The organism is uncultured Brachyspira sp., assembly GCF_944393015.1.
In the GTDB taxonomy this organism is placed as follows: domain Bacteria; phylum Spirochaetota; class Brachyspiria; order Brachyspirales; family Brachyspiraceae; genus Brachyspira.
The window spans coordinates 1-23,568 of record NZ_CALXYQ010000042.1 but is presented as its reverse complement, the minus strand read 5'-3'; the positions used below and the strand labels follow the sequence as shown (position 1 = coordinate 23,568).

Sequence of the window (23,568 nt, the reverse complement as noted above, 5' to 3'; positions counted from 1 at the left end):
GGTTTATATTTTTTACCGTCTATTATAATAACATCACCAGGAGCTTCATAAGTAGAAGAGAAAAGTCCTCCAGCCATAACAGCATCAGCTCCTATAGCAAATGCTTTAACTATATCTCCTGAATATTTTATACCGCCGTCAGCAATAGCTCCTACATTATATTTTTTAGCAATTTCAGAAGCATCATGTATAGCAGTAAGCTGAGGAACACCAACACCAGCAATTATTCTTGTTGTACAAATAGAACCGGCACCTATTCCTATTTTTATAGCATCTACTCCGGCATCAATCAAAGCCTTAGCTCCGTCTGCAGTAGCAATGTTGCCTGCTATTACTTCAACTTGAGTATATTTATCTTTAATTTCTTTTATAGCAGTAAGTACATTTTTTGAATGTCCATGTGCTGTGTCTATTACTATTAAATCTACTTTTGCTTCTATAAGTTTTTCTATTCTCTCATATCTGTCATCAGATATGCCTATAGCAGCTGCAGCTATTAAAGAACCATCTTCTGATAAAGTAGCCTTTTCTTTGTTTTCTATATCCTTAAAACTTTTTACTATTTCTACTTCTTTAACCTGCTGTTCTAAAGGCATGTTTTTATGTATAACCCCTAATCCTCCGCATAATGCCATAGCTATTGCCATTTTAGATTCTGTTACAGTGTCCATTGGAGAACTTATTAATGGTGTGTTTAATGTTACTTTTTTTGTTAATTTTCTTCTTAAAGTTACATCTTTAGGAAGAATATCTGATTCTTTTGGTACTAATAATACATCATCAAAGGTTAATGCTTCTTTAATATTAATAGGCATAATTATTTTTCCTCTTTTTTAATTAGATATAGATTTGAATAATATAGATATTTTGATAAAAGATTTTATAGTAAAAATGCTATAATTGCAATGATTTTTTATTTTTTTCATGAATATTTTATTTAAAAATATTCAAATGTATTAAATGTTTATTATAATTGTAATTATATTGTAAAATTTTAAGCATTTTTGTATTTTTTAAGTAAAATATATTTACAAAAATATAATAATATATTATACTGTAATTGTAAAGAAAGTTTACTAAGTATGCAGGAGGTAAATTATGACTATGACAGCAATAAAAGATAATAACTTATTTGATGTATATAAAATGTATTTTAAACATGGTGATTTTAATGATTTTTCTAATGTAAAAAGAAATCATATACTATCTTCTTTGATCAGAGAAATAAAAATCATAAATGCTAAAAAAGATTCTATAAGCGAAAAAGAATTAGAGAGTATATACGATATCTTGATAAAACTTTCTATTATAGCAAGAATTGATTTGATTATGGCTATGAAGGGCATAAAAAATAAAGATACATCATTTGTAAGCGGTATAAAACGCTCTAAAGATGTTATAGATTATGCTTTAAAGATAATGGTGAAGTTGCTATATAAACTAGATGATGATCAGATAACTTCTCATTATACTAATAAGTTTATTGATAATGACAGTATATCTCATACTAGCAGAGTATTTATTATAACTGTAAGATTTATGAAGTATTATAATAACAGCATAAATAATAATATTGTATCTGATATAAGAAAGAAATTTAAAAAGAGATATTCTAATTATTATAAAAATGTACTAAGAAAATTTAATATTAGTAAAAAAATTACAAGATTAGAGCATGTATACAAGAATGGTTTAAGAGATATTTTATTTAATGAGTTAGTTAATATTGCTATAGCAGCATTTTGGCATGATATATCAAATTTATTTAATAATTATAACAAAGATTATAATACATCAAAATGCTATTCATATTTAAAGCATTTTGTAAAATATAATTATGATATATCATTAACAGTAGGGCTTCATAATGAATATTACGGATATGGAAACGGAGTATTTTTGAATTATTATAATACTATACTTAATTCAAATACACTTTTTGCCCCTAATTACATTATTAGTTTTGATTATAATGATACTTTAAAATTAAACAGTGTATCATATTTTCATTCAAAAGTTTTAGAGATAATAGATTTATTTGATAGAATAACTTATTCTAATAATAGTTCGCTTAATAATGATGATGCTTTAGTATTCATTAGTGATAATTATTTGGATAAAGAAGTAAAAGTGGATCCTATAATTTTTGATATATTTTCTTCTTTTGTATCTAATAACATAAAATTAATAGCTTGATAATATATTTAATTATTTAAAATTATTTAAAAAAGAAAAGAGAGGGAAAATAATTTCCCCCTCTTTTTATTTTTAAGAAACGTAAATTCTAAAATTAGAAGTTTTCAACTCTAACTTCGAAGAATTTTTTAGCATGTTTACAAACTGGGCAAAGTTCAGGAGCTTCTTCGCTTTCAACGATGAAACCGCAGTTTCTGCATTTCCATTGAACTTTAGTAGCTTTTTTGAAAACGCTTCCGCTTTTTACAGCTTCTCTTAATTTAGCATATCTTTCTCTGTGTTCTTTTTCAACATCACCGATTAATTTCATAGAACGAGCTATTTCATCGAAACCTTCTTCAGTAGCTTCTTTAGCCATTCTTGGGTACATATTTTCGTATTCTTCGTTTTCACCTTCCCAAGCAGCTTGTAAGTTTTGAAGAGTATCACCTATACCATTAAGATATTTGAAATGTACTTTAGCATGTTCTCTTTCATTTTCAGCTGTTTCAAGGAAAATAGCAGCGATTTGCTCATAACCTTCATTTCTTGCTACGCTAGCAAAATAAGTATATTTGTTTCTAGCCATAGATTCGCCAGCAAAAGCTTCATTTAAGTTTTTTTCTGTTTTTGTACCTTTTAAATCCTTCATTTTAATTCTCCTAAAAAAATATATAAATAATTAGTTAAACTATATTATTTAGCAAGTTTAATTCTTTCAGCAACATAGTCCCAATTTACTAAATGATCAACAAAAGTAGTTAAGAAATCAGGTCTTCTGTTTTGATAATCTAAATAGTAAGCATGTTCCCAAACGTCGCAAGTTAAAACACCATGTACTTTGTCAGCAACAGGGTTCATAGCATTAGCATATTTTCTAACTTCTAATTTTCCATTATTCATAACAAGCCAAACCCATCCAGAACCGAATTGAGTTTTACCGCCAGTAGTGAAAGCTTCTTTGAAAGCATCAAAAGAACCGAAATCTGCTTCAATTTTTGATTTTACTTCAGCAGGTATAGCAACATCTTTTTTAAGCATTTTAAAGAATTCTTCATGGTTATAAACTTGACCAGCATTGTTAAATACAGCTTGTTTATCAGCATTGTTATGAGATAAAGTGATTAATTCTTCAATGCTTTTTCCTTGTAAAGCTGAATCCTTAGCTACTAAATCATTAAGTGTAGTTACATAAGTATTTAAGTGTTTTCCATGATGGAAATCCAATGTGTTAGAAGACATATATGGTGCTAAATCTTCTTTTCCGTAAGGTAATTTCATTAGATCAAACATACATTTTACTCCTTCATTTTATTTTATTTTATTTTATTATTCATAAATAATAACCTATTTTAAATTAATGTCAAGCATTTATTAAATAATAAAAAACTTTTATTAGTAAAAATTACTATTAATAAATAAAGGCACACCAAAAATGGTATGCCTTTAATAATTTTTTATTTTTATTTTTTAATTAGTTAGCAGCGTCAGTAGTTTCTGTAGTAGTAGTTTCTGTTTCTGTAGTAGTAGCTGGATCAGCTGCTTCATTCTCATAATCTCTGAAAACTGGCATTTTTTCTCTGCTTAATATTTCATCTTCTGTTTGACCATAAGTAAATCCTAATTCATCATAGTATTTAGCATAAGTAGTTCTAAATCTTTCAGAAGTAGTATATAAAACTTTATGGTATTTAGTTATTAACAATTTATATTTAGCAGTTTTAATATTTTCATCAGCTGTTTTTAAAGTAGTCAAATCCCAAAGGTTATTAAACATTTCATTTAAGAAATAAACTTTACTTACATCGCTGTTTTGATTGATAGTAGCTAAGTTATAGTTAACACCTGCTAAGTAAGTGTTTAACATAATCAATCTTTGAGTATCATTAGCACCTGTTAATTCATTGTTTAAAGCATTCATTAAATGGAATCTGCTTTTTGCATAATATCCAGCAGTACCTTTAAATAGATTAAAAATACCAGCATAAAGATTTAATTCATAATCTGCTTGTTTTAATTCATTAGTTTTTCCAAGTATTTCGTAAATAGGCTTTATATCATTATAAAGTTTGAAAGATTTATCTAATTCTTGAAGAGCTATATCTATATTATTATCATTAGCTAATGGGTTAGCTACTAAATCATAATAATAAACAGCATTATAGAACATTTCATTAGTATCAGTGAAATTAACATTAGTATAACGCTCTAATATTTTATTAGCTTTATAAAGTACTCTGAATAAATAATCTTCTCTCATTTTTGTAAGATTAGTTTGAAGAAGATTGTATTCTTTGTCAAGAGCAACATCATCAGTATTTCTTAAATCAGTGAAAGAAGGACCAAAAGATGTTATTTCATTTACAGTATTAGTTCCTGTAGCTTCTTGATTTTCAGTTGTAGTTGCAGCAGTAGTTTCTGTTGTTTCAGTAGCAGTAGTATCTGCTGTAGTTTCGTCCTGAGCGTATACTGGGCTTAACGCTAGAATCATTACGCTTAATACAAGAAATAGTTTTTTCATGTATAACTCCTATATGTTTTTATTATAATTGTGTAACCAAGTATAAATGTTGCCTAAAGTTTTATAGAGCAGCATTTTAGGTTGAGTATTTGTATTAATTAGGGTATTGATTGTAGAATCTAATTCATCAATAGTCCATACAATACTTTCATCTGAAATAGAACTAGGCAGTATATAATCTCTATTTTCTATTTCAAGATACTTATCTTCTAAAGACTTTTTTAAAATATTAATCATTTCTCTAAAAGCATCAGCTATCTCATAATCTCCGTCACTTAATAATGTGGCAAGTGAGGCTATTTGAGACGGATTGTTATTTAAAGCAGCGTCCATAAAAGATAATAATACTTTGTATATATTATCGCTTGTATTTGATTTTTTGTCAAGTACATATTTTACTGCTTTAGCTACACTTCCATAAGAATTTTCTAGTGCAAGGGCTGTTTTTTCTTCATTTAGCCTCAATCTCTTCATTAATATGGATCTTAAAGTATTTTCTGATAAAGGTGAAAATTTTAATTCCATCATGCGCGATCTTAGAGGTTTCATACCATCTTGCACCAATTTATTAGTATCTGAAGTTATTAGAATAAATATATTATTGTCAGAGGGTTCTTCTAAAGTTCTCAAAAAGATATTGGGAGCCCTCTTATCCATTAATTCTATACCTTCTATGATAATAATTCTCTTATTTGATATTCTCGGCTTTCTGTACGTTAATTCTATAATATTTCTTACCGTATCAAGCGGAATTACCGTATGTATTATATTATAATGTATTTTTTTTAAGGCAGTGAAGAAATCACCTTCTATAGAAATTTTTTTCTTGCCGCCTTTATTTTTAGCTATATTTAAGGCTTCTTTAGATTTATTTCTGAATATTGAATCTATAAACTCAACATTATCTGCATTTAACTCATTTAAAGTATAATTAACAGCCAAATAATAAGGTTCTATAAGAGCGTATCTTGAAGTTTCTTTTTTACTTCCAAGCATATATTCTTTTGGTTCGCTTGTAGGGTAATTATCGTAACTATCGAAAAGCATAGATTCAACTTTATACAGTATAGAACGGCATGCAGAATAAAAATTATTAAACAAATGAGGCATTTTATATTCTAAATATTGATTAAAATAAAGCTCAGCATTTCTAAATCTTTCATCTGTGCCTGCTACTATAACATCAGGGTGTTTGTACTGATCTATCATTTTGCAGGATTTGCATTCATCGCAGTAAGTTCCGTTTCCTCTCTCGCAGCATATAGCTTTAGCATAGTTTAAAGCACTTTCAAATTTTCCAATACCTTCATCTCCATAAAAAAGATAGGCATGATGAAGTCTGCCGCTTTTATATATTCCTGCCATTATTTTCAGCGGGGTTGTTTGTCCTAATACCTTAGCCAATATTAAACCTCTATTAGTATGATAATATTTTTTACGGATACATGTATAAAGCATAAATAAAATTATATCAACAATAATTTTTAGCTTTTAAATTATAAGTATAATGATGACGATATTTTACTGTTGAGTTTTAATTTTTATATTAGAGCATAACAATATAATAACGAGGAATATTTAATGGCTGCAAATGATGATATAACAAAAAAAGATTTAAGTGAAAATAATGATAATAAAATTGTAAATATTTCTGAAAGACTAGATAAGTTAGAAAAAGATGTTGAAAGTATTTTATCTGATGAGAAAATAACAGATGAGGAAAAAGAAAATCTTATCAAGGAAATTTTACAAAATGAAGAGTTTTTAAAATCTGCAGCGGAAACCATAAATAAAGATAATTCAAAATATGATGAACTTATCAATGAATTAAAAGAACAATTGTCTAATAGTTTTGATGATAAGATAGACGAAAAAATCGATGAGAAGATAGAAAAAAACAATGCTAATTACAACAGCATAATGTTAGAACAGAATCTTAAGAATTTTAAAGATATTTCTAATTTGAGAAAGAATCAGAAAGATTTAGAAAATTCTATAACTGAAAATAATACAAAGTATGATGATATTGTAAATAATATTAATAATATCAATGATAAATTAGATACTCATTCAGAAGAGTATGAAAAAGATATAAAAATTTTAAATTCCAAATTAGAAGAATACAAAGAAGAGCATTCTAAATTCTTAGAAGAAGAGATAGAACATTTTAATAACTTAAAAGAAGAATTATCTAATAACATCGAAGAAAAAATTGATGAAAAGATAGAAAAAAACAATGCTAATTATAACAGCATAATGTTGGAACAGAATCTTAAAAATTTCAAAGATATATCTAGTTTGAGAAAGAGTCAAAAAGATTTGGAAGAAAATATAAAAGAAAATGTTTCTAATATAGTTACTGCTTCTATCAATGAAAATAATTTAAAATATGATGAAGCTATAAATAATATCAATAATAAATTAGATACTAATTCAGAAGAATACAAAAAAGAAATAGAAACTATAAATAATATATTAGAAGAATATAAAGAGGAGCATTCTAAATTCTTAGAAGAGGAAAAATTGGATAATCTCAAAGAGGAATTATCTAATAGTTTTGATGATAAGATAGACGAAAAAATAGAAAAAAACAATGCTAATTATAACAGCATAATGTTGGAACAGAATCTTAAAAATTTCAAAGATATATCTAATTTGAGAAAGAGTCAAAAAGACTTGGAAGAAAATATAAAAGAAAATGTTTCTAGTATAGTAAGCTCTTCTATCAATGAAAATAATTTGAAGTATGATGAAGCTATAAATAATATCAATAATAAATTAAATACTTATTCAGAAGAATACAAAAAAGAAATAGATGACTTAAATGCTAGATTAGAAGAATCAAAAGAAGATAATGTCAAATTTTTTGAAGAAGAAAAAAGCAATTTAAAGAAAAATTATGAAGATATACTAATTGATATAAAAGACATTAATGAACAGATGGAAAGATATAAATCCATATATGATGAAAAACTTTCCACAGCAGAAAATCAATTCAGTACATTGATGCTGGATCAGAATTTAAAAAATTATAATGAGATAGATAATTTAAAGAAAGATCATTCAGATTTAAAAGATGTTGTAGAGAGAATAGATAATACATTAAGTATAAATAGTTTAAAATATGATGATTTAATAAATGATATTAATAATAAATTATCAGATAATTCATTGAAATACAGAAGAGAGCTAGAAAGTTTAAAGAGTAAATTTGAAGAATCTAGAGAAGAACAAACTAAATTTTTAGAGGAAGGAAAAGAAAGCTTTAATAATCTCAAAGAAGAACTATCTAATAATATTGACGAAAAAATTGATGAGAAGATAGAAAAAAATAATGCTAATTATAACAGCATAATGCTAGAACAAAATCTCAAGAATTTTAAAGAAATATCAGATTTAAGAAAGAATTATAAAGATTTAGAAAATAGCATAAAGGAAAATATTTCTAATACGGTTTATGCTTCAGTAAATGAAAACAATTCAAAATATGATGAGCTAATAAAAAATATAGATGATAAATTATCTTCTTATTCAGAGGAGAATAAAAAAGAAATAGAAGGTTTGAATACTAGATTAGAAGAAGAAAAAGAAACTTTAAATAATCTTAAAGAAGAGTTATCTAATAATATTGATAATAAGATAGATGAAAAAATCGATGAGAAGATAGAAAAGAACAATGCTAATTATAATAGCATAATGTTAGAACAGAATCTCAAAAATTTTAAAGAGATATCAGATTTAAGAAAGAATTATAAAGATTTAGAAAATAGCATAAAAGAAAATATTTCTAATACAGTTTACGCTTCAGTAAATGAAAATAATTCAAAATATGATGAGCTAATAAAAAATATAGATGATAAATTATCTTCTTATTCAGAAGAAAATAAAAAAGAAATAGATAGCTTAAATAACAAATTGGAAGAGGCAAAAGAAGAACAAACTAAATTTTTAGAAGAAGAGAAAGAAACTTTAAATAATCTTAAAGAGGAATTCTCTAATATTGTAAATGAGAAAATAGAGAGAAGTAATGCTAGTTATGGCAGCTTAATGGTAGAGCAAAATTTAAAGAATTTTCAAGAGATTTCAGATATTAAAAAGAGCTGTGAGGATTTAGGAAATTCTATAAATGAAAATAATGCTAAGTATGATGAACTAATAAAAAATATAGATAATAAGTTGTCTGCTTATTCAGAGGAAAATAAAAAAGAAATAGATAGCTTAAATGCTAAATTAGAAGAAGAGAAAGAGAATTTAACTAATCTTAAAGAAGAATTATCTAATAACTTTGATGATAAGATAGATGAAAAAATTGATGAGAAGATAGAAAAGAATAATGCTAATTACAATAGCATAATGCTAGAGCAGAATCTCAAAAACTTTAAAGAGCTATCAGATTTAAGAAAAGGTCATAAAGATTTAGAAGATTCTATCTTGTCAAATAATGCCAAATATGAAGAAGTTCTAAATAATATTAATAGTATCAATGATAAATTTGATTCTACTTCCGAAGAGCATAAAAAAGAAATAGATAGCTTGAATACTCGATTAGAAGAGATAAGAGAAGAGCAGACTAAATTCTTAGAAGAAGAGAAAGAAAATTTAAATAATCTTAAAGAAGAGCTATCTAATAGTTTTGATGATAAGATAGATGAAAAAATTGATGAGAAGATAGAAAAAAATAATGCTAATTATAACAGCATAATGCTAGAGCAGAATCTTAAAAACTTTAAAGATTTATCAGATTTAAGAAAAGGACATAAAGATTTAGAAGATTCTATCTTGTCTAATAATGCAAAATATGAAGAAGTTCTAAATAATATTAATAGTATCAATGATAAATTAGATTCTACTTCCGAAGAGCATAAAAAAGAAATAGACAGCTTAAATACTCGATTAGAAGAGGTAAGAGAAGAACAAACTAAATTCTTAGAGGAAGAGAAAGAAACTTTAAATAATCTCAAAGAAGAGCTATCTAATAATATAGACGAAAAAATAGATGAGAAGATAGAAAAAAATAATGCTAATTACAATAGCATAATGTTAGAACAGAATCTTAAAAACTTTAAAGAACTATCAGATTTAAGAAAGGGGCATAAAGATTTAGAAGATTCTATCTTGTCTAATAATGCCAAATATGAAGAAGTTCTAAATAATATTAATAGCATCAATTATAAATTAGATTCTACTTCTGAAGAAAATAAAAAAGAAATAGACAGCTTAAATACTCGATTGGAAGAAGTAAGAGAAGAACAAACTAGATTTTTAGAAGAAGAGAAAGAAAATTTAAATAATCTTAAAGAAGAGCTATCTAATAGTTTTGATGATAAGATAGATGAAAAAATTGATGAGAAGATAGAAAAAAATAATGCTAATTATAACAGCATAATGCTAGAGCAGAATCTCAAAAACTTTAAAGAACTATCAGATTTAAGAAAAGGTCATAAAGATTTAGAAGATTCCATCAATGAAAATATTTTGAAATACGATGAATTAATAAATCAATTAGAAAGCAAAATAGCAAATTTTAATAATAGTAAAGAAGAATCATTCTTAGATGATGAGAATAATTACAATAATGATGATAATTATATTGATGAAAAAATCGATGAGAAAATAGAGAAAAACAATGCTAATTATAACAGCATAATGCTAGAACAGAATCTTAAAAACTTTAAAGAGCTATCAGGTTTAAGAAAAGCCCAAAAAGATTTGGAGGATTCAATTTTGGCAAATAATTCAAAATATGATGAATTAATAAGTCAATTAGAAAGCAAAATAGCAAACTTTAATAATAGCAAAGAAGAATCATTCTTAGATGATGAGAATAATTATAACAATGATTATAATATTGATGAAAAAATCGATGAGAAGATAGAGAAAAATAATGCTAATTATAACAGCATAATGTTAGAACAGAATCTTAAAAACTTTAAAGAGTTATCAGATTTAAGAAAGCATTATAAAGATTTAGAAGAAGAAATTAATAAACTCGCTAATAGAGATAATAATTATAATACTAATAATTCTAACTTTGAAGAGTTTGCTGATATCATTAATAAAAGATTGAATAATCAGGAAGCAAAAAATGATGAGTTTATAAAAGCAGTAAATGATATTCTAAATAGAAATAATATAAAATATGAACAGCTGCTTGACTCAGTAAATAGAAAATCTGAAGTTAATAATATCAGAAATAATTCTGAATATGTTAGGTATGTGAAAAATCATGATGAGAGACGCAAAGATATTAATGATAATAAGGTAGCTAAAGATATTAAAAGATTAGATAAAAAAATAAGCGATGTTACTATATTATCCATTTCTATTTTTGCAATTATAGTTGTGATATTTTTAGCTTATCAATTACTATGATTTTTATGAAGATGTATTAATATATGGATATGTTTTTAGATAATAAAGCGGATAAATTTGTTTATGAGAGAGAATATTTATCATTGGGCTATAAATATATATGCGGCATTGATGAAGTAGGGAGAGGCTGTTTATTTGGACCAGTTACAGTTGCTGCTGTTATAATGCCGTTAGAACTTTATAATGAAGCAGAATTAATAAGAGAAAATATAGTTGAAGGTGTAGATGATTCAAAAAAAATATCTGCCAAAAAAAGAGAAGATCTTTATGATAAAATTATAGATAAGGCTTTATGCTATAGTATTTACTCTGTTGATTCAAAAACTATAGATGAGATAAATATTTATAATGCTGTAAAACTTGCTATGGTTAATGCTGTTAATAATTTGAATATTAAGCCTGATATATTATTAATAGATGCGGTAAAATTGGATACTGATATAAAACAATGCCCCATAACTAAAGGAGATTCTAAATCATATAGTATAGGATGTGCCAGTATAGTTGCAAAAGTATATAGAGATAGAATGATGAATGAGCTTCCTGATTCTTATCAGAAGTATAAAGTTGCAAAAAATAAGGGTTACGGTACTAAAGCTCATATGAAATATATAGAAATGTATGGTCCTAGCGATATGCATAGATATTCTTTTGAACCCATAAAATCAAATTATAAAAAAACAGAGGATGATTTATTATTATAAAATACTTGTTTTTGATAAATTTTATGATAATATATTTATATGATTAATAATATAAAATTAATAGCTACAGATTTAGACGGTACTTTTTTTAATAGCAATACAGCTATAAGTGATTATAATAAAGATGTTTTTCAATTTCTAATGAAAAATGGTATAGAAATAATATTAGCTACAGGAAGAGCTTTAAACAGCGTAAAGCATTATAAAGATATTCTTGCTAATGATAATTATTCTATAATATTTAATGGTGCTGCAATAGTAGATAATGACGGAAATTTTATATATGATAAAGTTATAGACGCTGATACATCAAAATCTATTATAAATATCTATGATAAGTATAATGTTTATTTACATGTTTATAAACAAAATATACATATAGCTTCGGATATTGATTTTTATTTAAAAAGATACATTGAAAAAGAAAAAATAAATGATGTTGCTATAGGTTTAGAAAATATTGAAGATTTTGAGTTTAATAAAATGGTATTCATAGGTGATAGAGAAGAACTTGAAAGGCTTCAAAATGATATAAGAAATAATTTTAATGTTCATACATGTTTTTCTCATACTAATTTTCTAGAGGTATTAGCTTCTGGCATTAATAAAGGCAGTGCTTTAGAATGGATATGCAATCAAAAAGGCATAAAAAGAGATGAAGTAGTAGCTTTCGGCGATAATTATAATGATATTGAAATGATAGAGTATGCTGGTATCGGAGTTGCTATGGAAAATGCCGAAGAAGCATTAAAGAAAAAAGCTGATTATATATGTTTAACCAATGATGATGACGGAGTAGGTAAATTTTTAAAAAAATATATGAAATTTTAATGCAGTTTAAATATATTTTTGTTAGTATGCTATTGACATTTTTTTTATTTAATGTTATATTGCTTTCAATGTCTATGCGGGAATAACTCAGTTGGTAGAGTTTCTGCTTGCCATGCAGACTGTCGCGGGTTCGAGTCCCGTTTCCCGCTCATTAATAAACCCCAATAGATAACTTCTTTTCTATTGGGGTTATTTTTTTTATTTTTAATTTTAAAGGTATTGCTAAAATGGATATTAAAGATTTAAATTTTGAAACTTCAACAGATGAAAAAGATTTAGTTACATTGAAAATCACTATTTCTAAAGATGCTTATGATAAAGAATTAGAAAAGCAAATAGAATATTATAAGCCTAGAGTTAATGTTAAAGGTTTTAGAGTAGGTCATGCTCCTAATAATATTATACTTTCAAGATATAGAGAAGCTTTAGAAGGTGCTACTAATGAAGTTTTAATAGAAGAGGCTTGGAATACTTATCATGATGAGAAAAATGTTAAGGCTTTAGGTACTCCTAAACTTCTTAATTTAGACAAAAAAGATGACGGACTTCATCTTGATTATGAATATTATCCTATACCTGAATTTAACTTGCCTGATTTGGCTTCTATAAACGTAGAAAAAAATAAGTATACAGTTGATGATAATGTTGTAGAAGCAGCTTATAAACTTTCTCTTCAAAGATTTTCTCATTTTGAAGAAAGCGAATTAAAATCTGAACTTGGAGACAGAGTTTTTGTAAAAATAGAATTTGATGATGATGCTAATAAAAAATATGATAAAGAACTTACTGTAGTTGCTAGCGATGATGAAAATGAAAGCATATTCGCTAAAAATGCTGTAGGCGTAAAAAAAGATGATAAAAAACTTCTTAAAACTTTTGTTGACGGCAGAGAAGCTACTTTAATAATGAATATAGTAAAAGTAGAAAAACCAGATATGAAAGATGATTCTAAAGAAGAAGACAGACAAAAAGTAAAAGAATCATTAAAAGAACATTTAATAAAAAGAGCAGAAGACAGAGCTAACAGCGAACTTATTAATGATACATTATTTAATAAATTGATAGAGTTGGTTAATATTACTCTTCCTAAAGGTTATTTTGAAGAGCAATTAGAAATCTCTTTAAATGAATTTGAAAGATCTATGTCCAGCAGAGGAATGAGTAAAACTGATTTCTTAATTTCTGTTGCTAAAACTGATGAAGATATCAAAAAAGAATATGAAGAAAATGTAAGAAAGCAAATCACTTTTGATATGATTATGGCTAAACTTTCAGAAACTTATAAAGATTCTATAACAGTAAATGAAGATAAAGCAAAAGAATATGCTAATAGAATGTATCAATATCAAAGTTATATGGGACTTGCTAAACTTCCTAAAGAAGAACAGCAGAATATAATTAATTATATAATGCGTGACGCTCATACTAGAGCAACTTCTGAAGCTATAATGGATTATGTAAAAGAGCATGTAAATGTTTCAGAGAAAGATGCAGGTGAATTTAAGCCTGAAGAAAGCGATGTTTGGGGCGGATATTAATAATTAATTGTGATAATAGGTAACTAGAGAGGTAATATATAGAATGGAGAAGAATTATATGACTATACCTTATGTAATAGAGCAAACAAGCAGAGGAGAACGTTCCTACGATATATATTCCAGACTTTTAAAAGATAGAATTATATTTTTGGGCGGTGAGATTAATGATGATGTTGCTAATGTAGTTATAGCACAGCTTTTATTTTTGGAATCAGCTGACCCAGAAAAAGATATTTCTTTATACATTAATAGTCCAGGAGGAGTTGTTACTGCTGCTTTAGGTATGTATGACACTATGCAGTATGTTAAGCCTGATGTTGCTACTTTATGCGTTGGACAGGCTGCTTCAGCAGGTGCTTTACTTCTTGCAGGCGGTGCTAAAGGTAAAAGATTTGCTACTGCTAATTCAAGAATAATGATTCACCAGCCTTCAGGCGGTTCTAGAGGTATGGTTACTGATATGGAAATACAATTAAAAGAAACTATTCGTTTGAAAAGTATTCTTAATAATATCATGGCTAATCATACTGGACAAGATATCAAAAAACTTGAAGCTGATATGGACAGAGATTATTTTATGAGTGCTGATGAAGCTAAAGAATACGGCATCATAGATAAAGTTTTTTCAAGCAGAGAATAATTTTTTCAATTTGAAAATAGATAAAGCTAATAATCTTTTTATTAAGTTTATTAGCTTTTAATTTTTTTATTGTAATTTTTTATTGCAATAGTTTTATTATAATATAGAATATGCTAATTAAATTTTAATTATTGTTATTTTTATAAAAAACAATATGGTTGATTTGGAGAGATATGTCTAAAAAGAATAATGATAAGAAAGAAGTTTGTTCTCTTTGCGGAAGAGAATTAAAAGAATTAAGCCGATACATTGAAGGCAATGAAGGATATTTATGTTCAGATTGTTCTTCCATAGCGAATGACTATTTTAACATGAATATGCAGAAGAAGAAATCTAAAGAAAAAGATTATGATATAAAAATAGTTCCTCCTAAACAGATTAAAGCATTACTTGATGAATATGTTGTAGGGCAGGATTATGCTAAAAAAGTATTGTCAGTAGCTGTTTATAATCATTATAAGAGAATAACACAGAATGTTGAAGATAAAAATGATGTTGAAATAGAGAAGTCTAATGTACTTTTGATAGGACCTACAGGAAGCGGTAAAACATTATTAGCAAGGACTTTAGCTAAGGCTTTGAATGTACCTTTTGCTATTGCCGATGCCACTACTGTAACAGAGGCTGGTTATGTAGGCGATGATGTTGAGAATATACTATTAAGACTTATACAGAATGCTGACGGAGATATAAAATTAGCTGAAAAAGGCATAATATATATTGATGAGATAGATAAAATTTCACGTAAAAGTGAATCACGTTCTATAACAAGAGATGTATCAGGTGAAGGAGTTCAGCAGGCATTATTAAAAATAGTTGAAGGCACTGTTGCTACTGTTCCTCCTCATGGCGGAAGAAAGCATCCTCATCAGGATAATTTGCATATAGACACTTCTAATATACTTTTTATATGCGGAGGAGCTTTCATTGATATAGAAAAGTCTATCGCTGAAAGAACTTCTAAAAAAGGTTTAGGATTTGCTGCTGAAGTTAATTCTATGGATAATCTCAATTATGATGAGATAATGAAAAATATTGCTACTGAGGATTTAGTTAAATATGGGCTTATACCGGAACTTATAGGAAGGCTTCCTGTTATAGCTACTTTAGAAGAGCTTAAAGAAGAAGAGCTATTAAAAATATTAAAAGAGCCTAAGAACTCTTTAACTAAACAGTATCAGAAATTATTTTCTTATGACAATATAGAATTGAAAATAGATGATGAGGCATTAAAATCTATAGTTAAAAAGACTATGGAAGAGCATACAGGTGCTAGAGGTTTAAGAGCATTATTTGAGCGTGTTATGCTTGATGCTATGTATGATATGCCTAATGAAGCTAAAGAAAAGCAAGTATTTGAGCTTGATAAAAAATATGTTAATGAAAAATTAGGTATTGATGATTAATGATTATCAATATTGAAATTTTATCTTTAATAAAATATAATTCACAAACTAAAAATTAATAAATTTTATATAGGGGTTTTTAATGTTACCAGTAAATGATTTAAGAAAAGGCGATGCTATAATTTTAGACGGAGAAACTTATTTAGTAGTAGATGCACATTTTCACAGAGCACAGCAAAGAAAGGCAAATGTTAAGACAAAATTAAAAAATATGCTTAAAGGAAATATGATAGAAAAAACTTTTTCTTCTACTGAAAGCGTTGAAGAAGCTGATTTATCATATAAAAAAGCTCAGTACCTTTATGAAGAAGGCGACAGTTATGTATTTATGATATTAGATAATTATGAACAAGTTCATGTAAGTGCTGATATATTAGGAGACAGCAAATATTATCTATTAGACAGCTGTGAAGTTGATTTACAATACATTAATGATGAAGTTACAGCAGTACGTTTCCCTATTCATGTAATATTAGAGGTTACTTATACAGAACCTGGATTTAAAGGAGATACTACTGGTACTACTTTAAAGCCTGCAAAACTTGAAACAGGTATAGAGGTTAATGTGCCTTTATTCATAAATATAGGCGATAAAATTAAAGTTGATACTAGAGATGACAGCTATGTTGAACGTGTAAATAAATAATGCTTTACATACTATACATCATTTCAGCTTTATTCTTATTGATAACTATATTTTTTATAAAAGTTAATTATTTGATATATATTGCAATAGCTTTTTTTATACTTCATATAATATTTACTAAATCTATTTTTATGACTATAAAAAAGCTATTGTATTTAATACCTTATTTCCTAGCTATATTCATAATTCAGGCTTTAAACTCTAGAGGCGAGTATTATAATTTATTTGGATTCTATATTGATAAAGTAGGTACTGATTTTACAATTATCTATTTTATCAGAATAGCTTCTGTACTTTATTTTTTATCGATTTTCTTTATTATCATAAAAAAATTAAAAGTTCCAAATGGGTATATTTTTGATGAGATGATAAGAATAAGTATTTTTATGAAAATAGTTAGAAAGTCATTTTTTGCAGAGTTTGGTAAAATAAGAGATAAAAATAAAACTTTTCAAGAAAAACTTAATTTAATAAAGAATTTACTTGAGAATGTTTATAATGATTCTTTTAAGCTTTATCCTTATGATATGCTTATTTCTCACTATAGAAATTTAAAAAAATAGTTTCATTTTCATTCCCGGCCCTTTATATTTGCTGCTTTTTTAGTCTAAATTTAGGTTATATCCTATTTAATAAGTATTTTCAAATATAAAGTTCTAGCAATTGCGTTTTCGCAAAGTGTGCCTGTGGCAGCAACTTTTTTGTGCGGCAAAAAAAGTTGATAATAATTATATAATGTGTAATAGTCGTAAAATAAAATCGTTTCAGTATATACCTAAACAACTATATTTTGTCAATTTTGAATTATTTATGAATGTAATTTTTATTTATTAATAGCATAAAATATTATTAAGTTTTGTTCAAAATGTGAAGTAAAACCAAGATTTGTGTCAAAAATGCAGTCTTTTTGCTTCTTTGGGTCACCAAAAGAAGTAGGGGTTCGGGGACTAGTCCCCGAAAATAATAACAATATAAAAGCTAATTTTGACAAAGTTAAAAATTCTTAGTATATAATAAATCTTATAATTCAAAGTTGATCTTAAATCTAATGGGTGGGGTGTGTAATTGATTTTAACAAAAAAAGGAAATCAGCAGAACCGGCTTCCTTTTTCATATAAATTTATTTTTTTCGAATTATTTTGCTAAATATGAATAATGGAATCTGTATTTAGCTAAAGGATCGAGTTTATAATCTTTAAGTTGTTTTGAAACCATTAAAGCATTTGCTCTGTAATGTATAGGTATTATAGGCATATCATACATAAGTATTTTTTCAGCATCATGAAGAACTTTCATTCTTTCCTGAGGATTAACTATATGTTTAGAGCTTTCTATAAGTTGATCATATTCAGGATTATTGTATCCGGGATTGCTTGGAGCATAGCTTAAATATAATTCAAGCATAGTCATAGGATCATTATAATCACCAGTCCAGCCACTTAAAACCATTTGATAGCTTAAATCTCTGAAGCTCTGAAGTATAACAGCCCATTCTCTAGGTACTATAACAGCATCAACACCAATATTCTTCCACATTTGCTGTATAGCTTCAACCATAACAACATTACCGTCATTTGCTACTAAAACTTCTAAAACAGGATAATTCTCACCATTAGGATATCCAGCCTCAGCCATCAATTTTTTAGCCTCTTCTATATTTTTCTGATAATCATTGCTCTGTACGCTTATGTAATCTCCGCCTTTAGTTCTGAATTCTCCTTCATAATCACTGATTAAAGGAGGAACGAATGCACCAGCAGGTTTCTGACCAGATTTGTTTATTGAATCTACTATATAGTTTCTGTCAATAGCAAGAGCTAATGCCCTGCGAACTCTAGAATCTTTCAATGCTTCGTTTGTAAGGTTCATTTCAAAGAATACAGTACCATAAGCCTGATTCATAACGATTAAACCTTCTTTCTGAAGATTATCAACTTCCTGAGTAGGTACTAAATTAGAAAAATGTATTTGTCCGTTTCTCAAAGCAGCTAATGCAGTGTTTTTATCTGATATCATTGATATTGTAATTTTCTTAGCAACTATTGAATCTTTATCATAATAGTTAGTATTAATTTCCATAACTATTTTATCATCTCTGACTCTTTCAGTCATTTTATAAGGTCCATTTCCTATATAACTTTTAGGAGTAGATACCCAATCATCACCATATTTTTCTATAATGTCTTTTCTGACAGGTACAAACATATCAGCAAGCTCTAAAAAATATGCAGTAGGATTTTCCAATGTTATTTCTATAGTGTAATCGTCAATCTTTTTTATTCCTAATTCTTCAACATTAACATCGCCGCTGGATATTTTTAATGCATTTTTTACAGGTGCCATAAGCGAAGCATAAGGAGCAGCAGTTTTAGGATCAACAAATCTTTTATAGCTATATACAAAATCATCAGCAGTAACAGGTACTCCGTCAGACCATTTTGCATTAGTTCTCAAATAGAATGTATAAGTCATTCCATCTTCACTCATTTTATAGTTTTCAGCCATTCCGCCGACTATTTTTCCATCTTTATCCTTTTTCATAAGGCCTTCAAAGAAATGTCTTATATAAACAGTACCAGCACTTGCAGTATTAAGATGAGGATCTATAGTAGCAACTTCTCCTCCTAAAGATACAACTATGGAATCATCTTTAGTTTTGCTAGATGAACATGAAAATATAAAAAGTGATAATATAACTAATAAGATTAAAAATTTTTTCATCGCTTTTGTCCTTTTATAAATATTTTATATTTTAGTATGAAATTATAAAAAGCACAAATTTTTATACAATTTATTGAAAATAGTATTATATTATTTATTTAAATCTATATAACAATAATTAAATCTATGCCTTCCTAATGGATTTAAAACAATATCTTTTAAATAAGGTGATACTATAAAAGAATCAGATCTATAGTATAAGGGTATAATAGGCATTTCATCCAATAATATAGCTTCAGCTTGCTTCATGTTTTCCATTCTTAAATGATTGTTTGTGTATATTGTCTTAGCTTCTGTTATAAGTTTATCATATTTTGCATTAGAAAAACCTGAATGATTAACTCCTCCATAACTAACCATAACATCAAGCATAGTCATAGGATCATAATAATCTCCAGTCCAACCCATTCTTGCAATTTGATATTTCTTTTTTGTGAGAGATAATAATGTGGCTGGAAATTCTTCTTCTATTAACTCAACATCAATATTAAGATTATCCTTCCACATTTTTTGTATGGCTTTTCCTACCTCATAAAATAAACCTGGAGATACTTTAAGCTCTAAAGTAGGATAATTATCCCCATTAGGGTATCCTGCTTCAGTCATTAATTTTTTAGCTTTTATTATATTTTCATTATGTTTATCGATATTTATAAAATTTGATGATTCTTCTCTAAAATAAAACCTTTCGCCTTTTACAGCTGGAGGTACAAATGCCCCCGCAGGTTTTTGATCTCCTTTAACTATATTTTCTACCAAGTATTTTCTGTCTATAGCTAATGATAGAGCCTGTCTTACTCTTTTATCATTTAATGCTTTATTTGTTATATTTAATTCTAAATAAATTGTTCCTATAGCCTCATTTAGCTTAATATAACCATTTTTTATAAGGTATTCTATTTCACCTGGAGAAGGTTCTAATGCTGAAAAATGTAATTCATTTTTCTTAATTTTCTCTACCATATCGAAGACATCAGAACTTGGTATGAAAGTAAGTCTTTTTGCTATTATTTCATTTTTATCATAGTAGAAAGGATTTTCCTCAAATACTATTTTTTCATCTTTTATTCTTTCTTTTAGTACATATTGCCCATTACATACATAAGTTTTTGGTTTTAATGTCCATTTATCACCATATTTTTCTATTATATCCTTTCTTAAAGGTAAAAATACTTCGGAAGATGCCAGAAAATCTAAGAAATATAAAGACGGAGTTTCAAGTACTACTTTTAATGTATTATCATCAATAGTTTCTACACCTAAATTTGTAATATCCATATTTCCTAAATTGATATTTTTAGCATTTTTGATTATTTCAAGCATATATGAATATGGAGAATCTAAATTTTTATCTAAAGCTCTTTTCCAAGCATACTCAAAATCGGATACTTTTACAGGTTTTCCATCAGACCATTTTGCATTTGTTCTTAAATAAAAAGTATATATTAATCCATCATCAGAAATATCCCATTTTTCAGCTATACCGGGAACAATATTGTTGTTTTTATCTATTTTTGTAAGTCCTTCAAATACATGTAATAAATAAGTACCTACTACCCCTATAGAGTTTAGTGTTGGATCTATAGTTGTAGGTTCGCTTCCCATATTGATTATTATATCTCTGGTTGGATCTATAATAGAATGTTTTCTATTGCAGGAAATTATTATAAGCAATGTAAAAATAAATAATATTTTTTTTATATTCATAAATTTCCCCCTAAAATACTCTTAATAAGATAATATTATATCTATTTATTATAAAGTCAATATAATTCTCAATATATAGTATAATTGTATTAATATAATTCATTGTTAGGTATAATAAAGATAATTTATTATGTATATAATATGAGTTATTTATATTATGTGTTTAAGTGTTAATTTTAATGATTTTTTATTATAAAATTATTGTATTGTAATTTTTATTTTATAGTATAAAAAATACATTAAAAAGCAGTGTAAGTAATTAATTAGAAATTTGATTATTTATTAGCTTTTATATTTTATTTATTATTATTTTATTAATATCTGTAATTATACATATACCTAGTATAATTATATTGTTTTAATTGTTTATGTCTTTTTATAATTTTGATAAATTCTATGATTTTATATTAAAAAGTTATATTTATTGTATGTATATACAATAGAAATTTAGCTATAAACAGCATAGAACTATGTAATTTTGTGTAAATAACATTATTTTAATAGAAAATATTTTTTATATTGTATATTTTAATATTTAATATGAATTTTATTCATAATAATAAATATTTATTAATATTAGTTTCTAAATAAAAATTAAATAAAACAATTTTTTTTAAAATAAAATTAAAAAAAATGCCTGTAAATCAAAATTCAATTGACAATTGAATTTAATTTTACTATACTAGAGTTTATTAAAATAACTATTAAAAAATTAATTGGAGGTATTTCATGGATTTCAAAGCCTTATATAAACAAAAATTAACAACTGCTGATGAAGCGGTTAAAGTTATAAAATCTGGCGATTGGATTGACTACGGCTGGGTTACTGCTACAGTAATAGATTTGGATAAAGCTTTAGCAAAAAGATTGCCTGAATTAACAGACCTTAATTTCAGAGGCGGTATATTAATGTGGGAGCCTGAAATTTTTAAGATAGAGAATCCTGAAAAACATATCACTTGGAATTCATGGCATATGTCAGGTTTAGAAAGAAAAGCAGTTGATAAAGGTTTTTGTTTCTATGATCCTATTCGTTATTCAGAAATGCCTAGATATTATAGAGAGTTACCAAGAGGAATAGATGTAGCTATGTTCCAAGTATCAGAAATGGATGAAAACGGCTATTTTAATTTCGGACCTAACTCTTCACATATGCAAGCTATGTTAGAAAGAGCTAAATGCGTAATAGTAGAAGTAAATAAAAATATGCCAAGATGTTTAGGCGCTGCTAATATAGGAGGAGAAGCTGTACATATCAATCAGGTAGATATGATAGTAGAAGGAAGCAACACTCCTATAAAAGAAATGCCAGCAGGCGGAGCTACAGAAGTAGATAAAACAGTAGCTAAACTTATAGTAGAAGAAATACCTAATGGTGCTTGTTTGCAATTGGGTATAGGGGGTATGCCTAATGCTGTGGGTTCATTGATAGCTGAATCTGATTTGAAAGATTTAGGTGTTCATACAGAAATGTATGTAGATGCTTTCGTTGATATATCTTTAGCAGGAAAAATTACAGGTTCTAAAAAGAATATAGACAGAGGCAGACAAACTTATGCATTCGGTGCTGGTACTAAGAAATTATATGATTATATACATAATAATCCTGAATGTTTATCAGCTCCTGTAGATTATACTAATGATGTAAGAGTAATTTCTTCTATAGATAACTTTATGTCTATAAACAATGCCGTAGAAATAGATTTATTCGGACAAGTAAGTGCTGAATCAACAGGATTCAAACATATAAGCGGTGCAGGCGGACAATTAGACTTTGTATTAGGTGCTTATTTATCTAAAGGCGGTAAGAGTTTTATATGTTTATCTTCAACAGTAACAGGAAAAGACGGACAATTAAAATCAAGAATAGTTCCAAGTTTTGCTAATGGTACAGTAATTACAGATACTAGAGCTAATACTCATTATGTAGTAACAGAGTATGGTAAAGTAAACTTAAAAGGTTTAACTACTTGGCAGAGAGCTGAGGCTTTAATCTCCATAGCACATCCTGATTTGAGAGACGGATTAATAAAAGAAGCAGAAAAAGCAAAAATTTGGAGAAAGAGTAACAAATAAATTTGAATATTGTTGATCATTTTTATATACTATTAATTAAATAATATTGTTAAAGGAGAAGCAAATGTTTAAAACAACAGAAAAGCATGAAGAACTTCGTGCCAAAATTAGAGCATGGGCTGAAGAAGTTGTAACTCCAATAGCTCATGAGCACGATCAAACAGGTAAATTCCCAACAGAAGCTGTAAAACAATTAGGTAAAGGCGGATTAGATATTATGGGTTTGCCTTT

18 protein-coding genes and 1 tRNA gene are annotated in these 23,568 nt (G+C 27.0%); 12 read left to right on the top strand and 7 right to left on the bottom strand.

Features of this window, described 5'->3' with window-relative positions:
- A partial coding sequence (locus Q0K19_RS11960; RefSeq protein WP_297248237.1) for an IMP dehydrogenase occupies positions 1–815 on the bottom strand: 815 nt, incomplete at its 3' end.
- Positions 816–1,098: 283 nt separating this feature from the next.
- Between Q0K19_RS11960 and Q0K19_RS11955 the strand changes: the two genes are divergently transcribed.
- On the top strand, positions 1,099–2,196 hold the full coding sequence (locus Q0K19_RS11955) for a hypothetical protein (protein ID WP_297248235.1): 1,098 nt from the start codon (positions 1,099–1,101) through the stop codon (positions 2,194–2,196).
- A gap of 94 nt (positions 2,197–2,290) precedes the next feature.
- On the opposite strand, the gene rbr is transcribed toward Q0K19_RS11955, so the two are convergent.
- The 4 genes from rbr to Q0K19_RS11935 form a co-directional block, all read right to left on the bottom strand.
- Positions 2,291–2,827 carry a rubrerythrin gene (gene rbr, locus Q0K19_RS11950; protein ID WP_014488879.1) on the bottom strand — a complete coding sequence of 179 codons (537 nt, stop codon included), beginning with the start codon at positions 2,825–2,827 and terminating at the stop codon, positions 2,291–2,293.
- Positions 2,828–2,871: 44 nt separating this feature from the next.
- Positions 2,872–3,468, bottom strand: coding sequence for a superoxide dismutase (locus tag Q0K19_RS11945; RefSeq protein WP_041177461.1), 597 nt, complete (start codon positions 3,466–3,468; stop codon positions 2,872–2,874).
- 181 nt (positions 3,469–3,649) lie between these two features.
- Complete coding sequence (locus Q0K19_RS11940) at positions 3,650–4,696, bottom strand: hypothetical protein (RefSeq protein WP_297248231.1); 1,047 nt, start codon at positions 4,694–4,696, stop codon at positions 3,650–3,652.
- Positions 4,697–4,705: 9 nt separating this feature from the next.
- On the bottom strand, positions 4,706–6,100 hold the full coding sequence (locus Q0K19_RS11935; RefSeq protein ID WP_297248229.1) for a DNA polymerase III subunit delta': 1,395 nt from the start codon (positions 6,098–6,100) through the stop codon (positions 4,706–4,708).
- Between the two features lie 177 nt (positions 6,101–6,277).
- Between Q0K19_RS11935 and Q0K19_RS11930 the strand changes: the two genes are divergently transcribed.
- The 9 genes from Q0K19_RS11930 (at position 6,278) to Q0K19_RS11890 (ending at position 17,396) form a co-directional block, all read left to right on the top strand.
- On the top strand, positions 6,278–11,068 hold the full coding sequence (locus Q0K19_RS11930; RefSeq protein ID WP_297248227.1) for a hypothetical protein: 4,791 nt from the start codon (positions 6,278–6,280) through the stop codon (positions 11,066–11,068).
- Between the two features lie 23 nt (positions 11,069–11,091).
- Positions 11,092–11,772, top strand: coding sequence for a ribonuclease HII (locus Q0K19_RS11925; RefSeq protein ID WP_297248225.1), 681 nt, complete (start codon positions 11,092–11,094; stop codon positions 11,770–11,772).
- Between the two features lie 39 nt (positions 11,773–11,811).
- The gene (locus tag Q0K19_RS11920; RefSeq protein WP_297248224.1) at positions 11,812–12,603 is read left to right on the top strand and encodes a Cof-type HAD-IIB family hydrolase; all 792 of its coding nucleotides are present in this window, start codon (positions 11,812–11,814) and stop codon (positions 12,601–12,603) included.
- 76 nt (positions 12,604–12,679) lie between these two features.
- A tRNA-Gly gene (locus Q0K19_RS11915) sits at positions 12,680–12,752 on the top strand.
- Between the two features lie 78 nt (positions 12,753–12,830).
- The gene (locus Q0K19_RS11910; RefSeq protein WP_297248222.1) at positions 12,831–14,141 is read left to right on the top strand and encodes a trigger factor; all 1,311 of its coding nucleotides are present in this window, start codon (positions 12,831–12,833) and stop codon (positions 14,139–14,141) included.
- A gap of 58 nt (positions 14,142–14,199) precedes the next feature.
- Complete coding sequence (gene clpP / locus Q0K19_RS11905) at positions 14,200–14,781, top strand: ATP-dependent Clp endopeptidase proteolytic subunit ClpP (RefSeq protein ID WP_008729298.1); 582 nt, start codon at positions 14,200–14,202, stop codon at positions 14,779–14,781.
- Between the two features lie 173 nt (positions 14,782–14,954).
- Positions 14,955–16,187, top strand: a complete 1,233-nt coding sequence (clpX, locus tag Q0K19_RS11900; RefSeq protein ID WP_297248220.1) for an ATP-dependent Clp protease ATP-binding subunit ClpX — start codon at positions 14,955–14,957, stop codon at positions 16,185–16,187.
- An 82-nt stretch (positions 16,188–16,269) separates the two neighbouring features.
- Complete coding sequence (efp, locus tag Q0K19_RS11895) at positions 16,270–16,833, top strand: elongation factor P (protein ID WP_014488870.1); 564 nt, start codon at positions 16,270–16,272, stop codon at positions 16,831–16,833.
- Complete coding sequence (locus tag Q0K19_RS11890; RefSeq protein WP_300742187.1) at positions 16,833–17,396, top strand: hypothetical protein; 564 nt, start codon at positions 16,833–16,835, stop codon at positions 17,394–17,396. The genes efp and Q0K19_RS11890 overlap by 1 nt, the downstream gene beginning before the upstream one ends.
- A gap of 571 nt (positions 17,397–17,967) precedes the next feature.
- Here the strand turns inward: Q0K19_RS11890 and Q0K19_RS11885 are convergent.
- Both Q0K19_RS11885 and Q0K19_RS11880 read right to left on the bottom strand, forming a co-directional pair.
- Positions 17,968–19,554, bottom strand: a complete 1,587-nt coding sequence (locus Q0K19_RS11885; RefSeq protein WP_297248215.1) for a peptide ABC transporter substrate-binding protein — start codon at positions 19,552–19,554, stop codon at positions 17,968–17,970.
- Positions 19,555–19,644: 90 nt separating this feature from the next.
- Positions 19,645–21,261 carry a peptide ABC transporter substrate-binding protein gene (locus Q0K19_RS11880; protein WP_297248212.1) on the bottom strand — a complete coding sequence of 539 codons (1,617 nt, stop codon included), beginning with the start codon at positions 21,259–21,261 and terminating at the stop codon, positions 19,645–19,647.
- Positions 21,262–21,990: 729 nt separating this feature from the next.
- Between Q0K19_RS11880 and Q0K19_RS11875 the strand changes: the two genes are divergently transcribed.
- Together Q0K19_RS11875 and Q0K19_RS11870 are read left to right on the top strand one after the other, a co-directional pair.
- Positions 21,991–23,337 carry a butyryl-CoA:acetate CoA-transferase gene (locus Q0K19_RS11875; protein ID WP_297248210.1) on the top strand — a complete coding sequence of 449 codons (1,347 nt, stop codon included), beginning with the start codon at positions 21,991–21,993 and terminating at the stop codon, positions 23,335–23,337.
- 64 nt (positions 23,338–23,401) lie between these two features.
- Positions 23,402–23,568: acyl-CoA dehydrogenase family protein (locus Q0K19_RS11870; RefSeq protein WP_297248239.1), on the top strand; the 167-nt coding region annotated here is incomplete at its 3' end.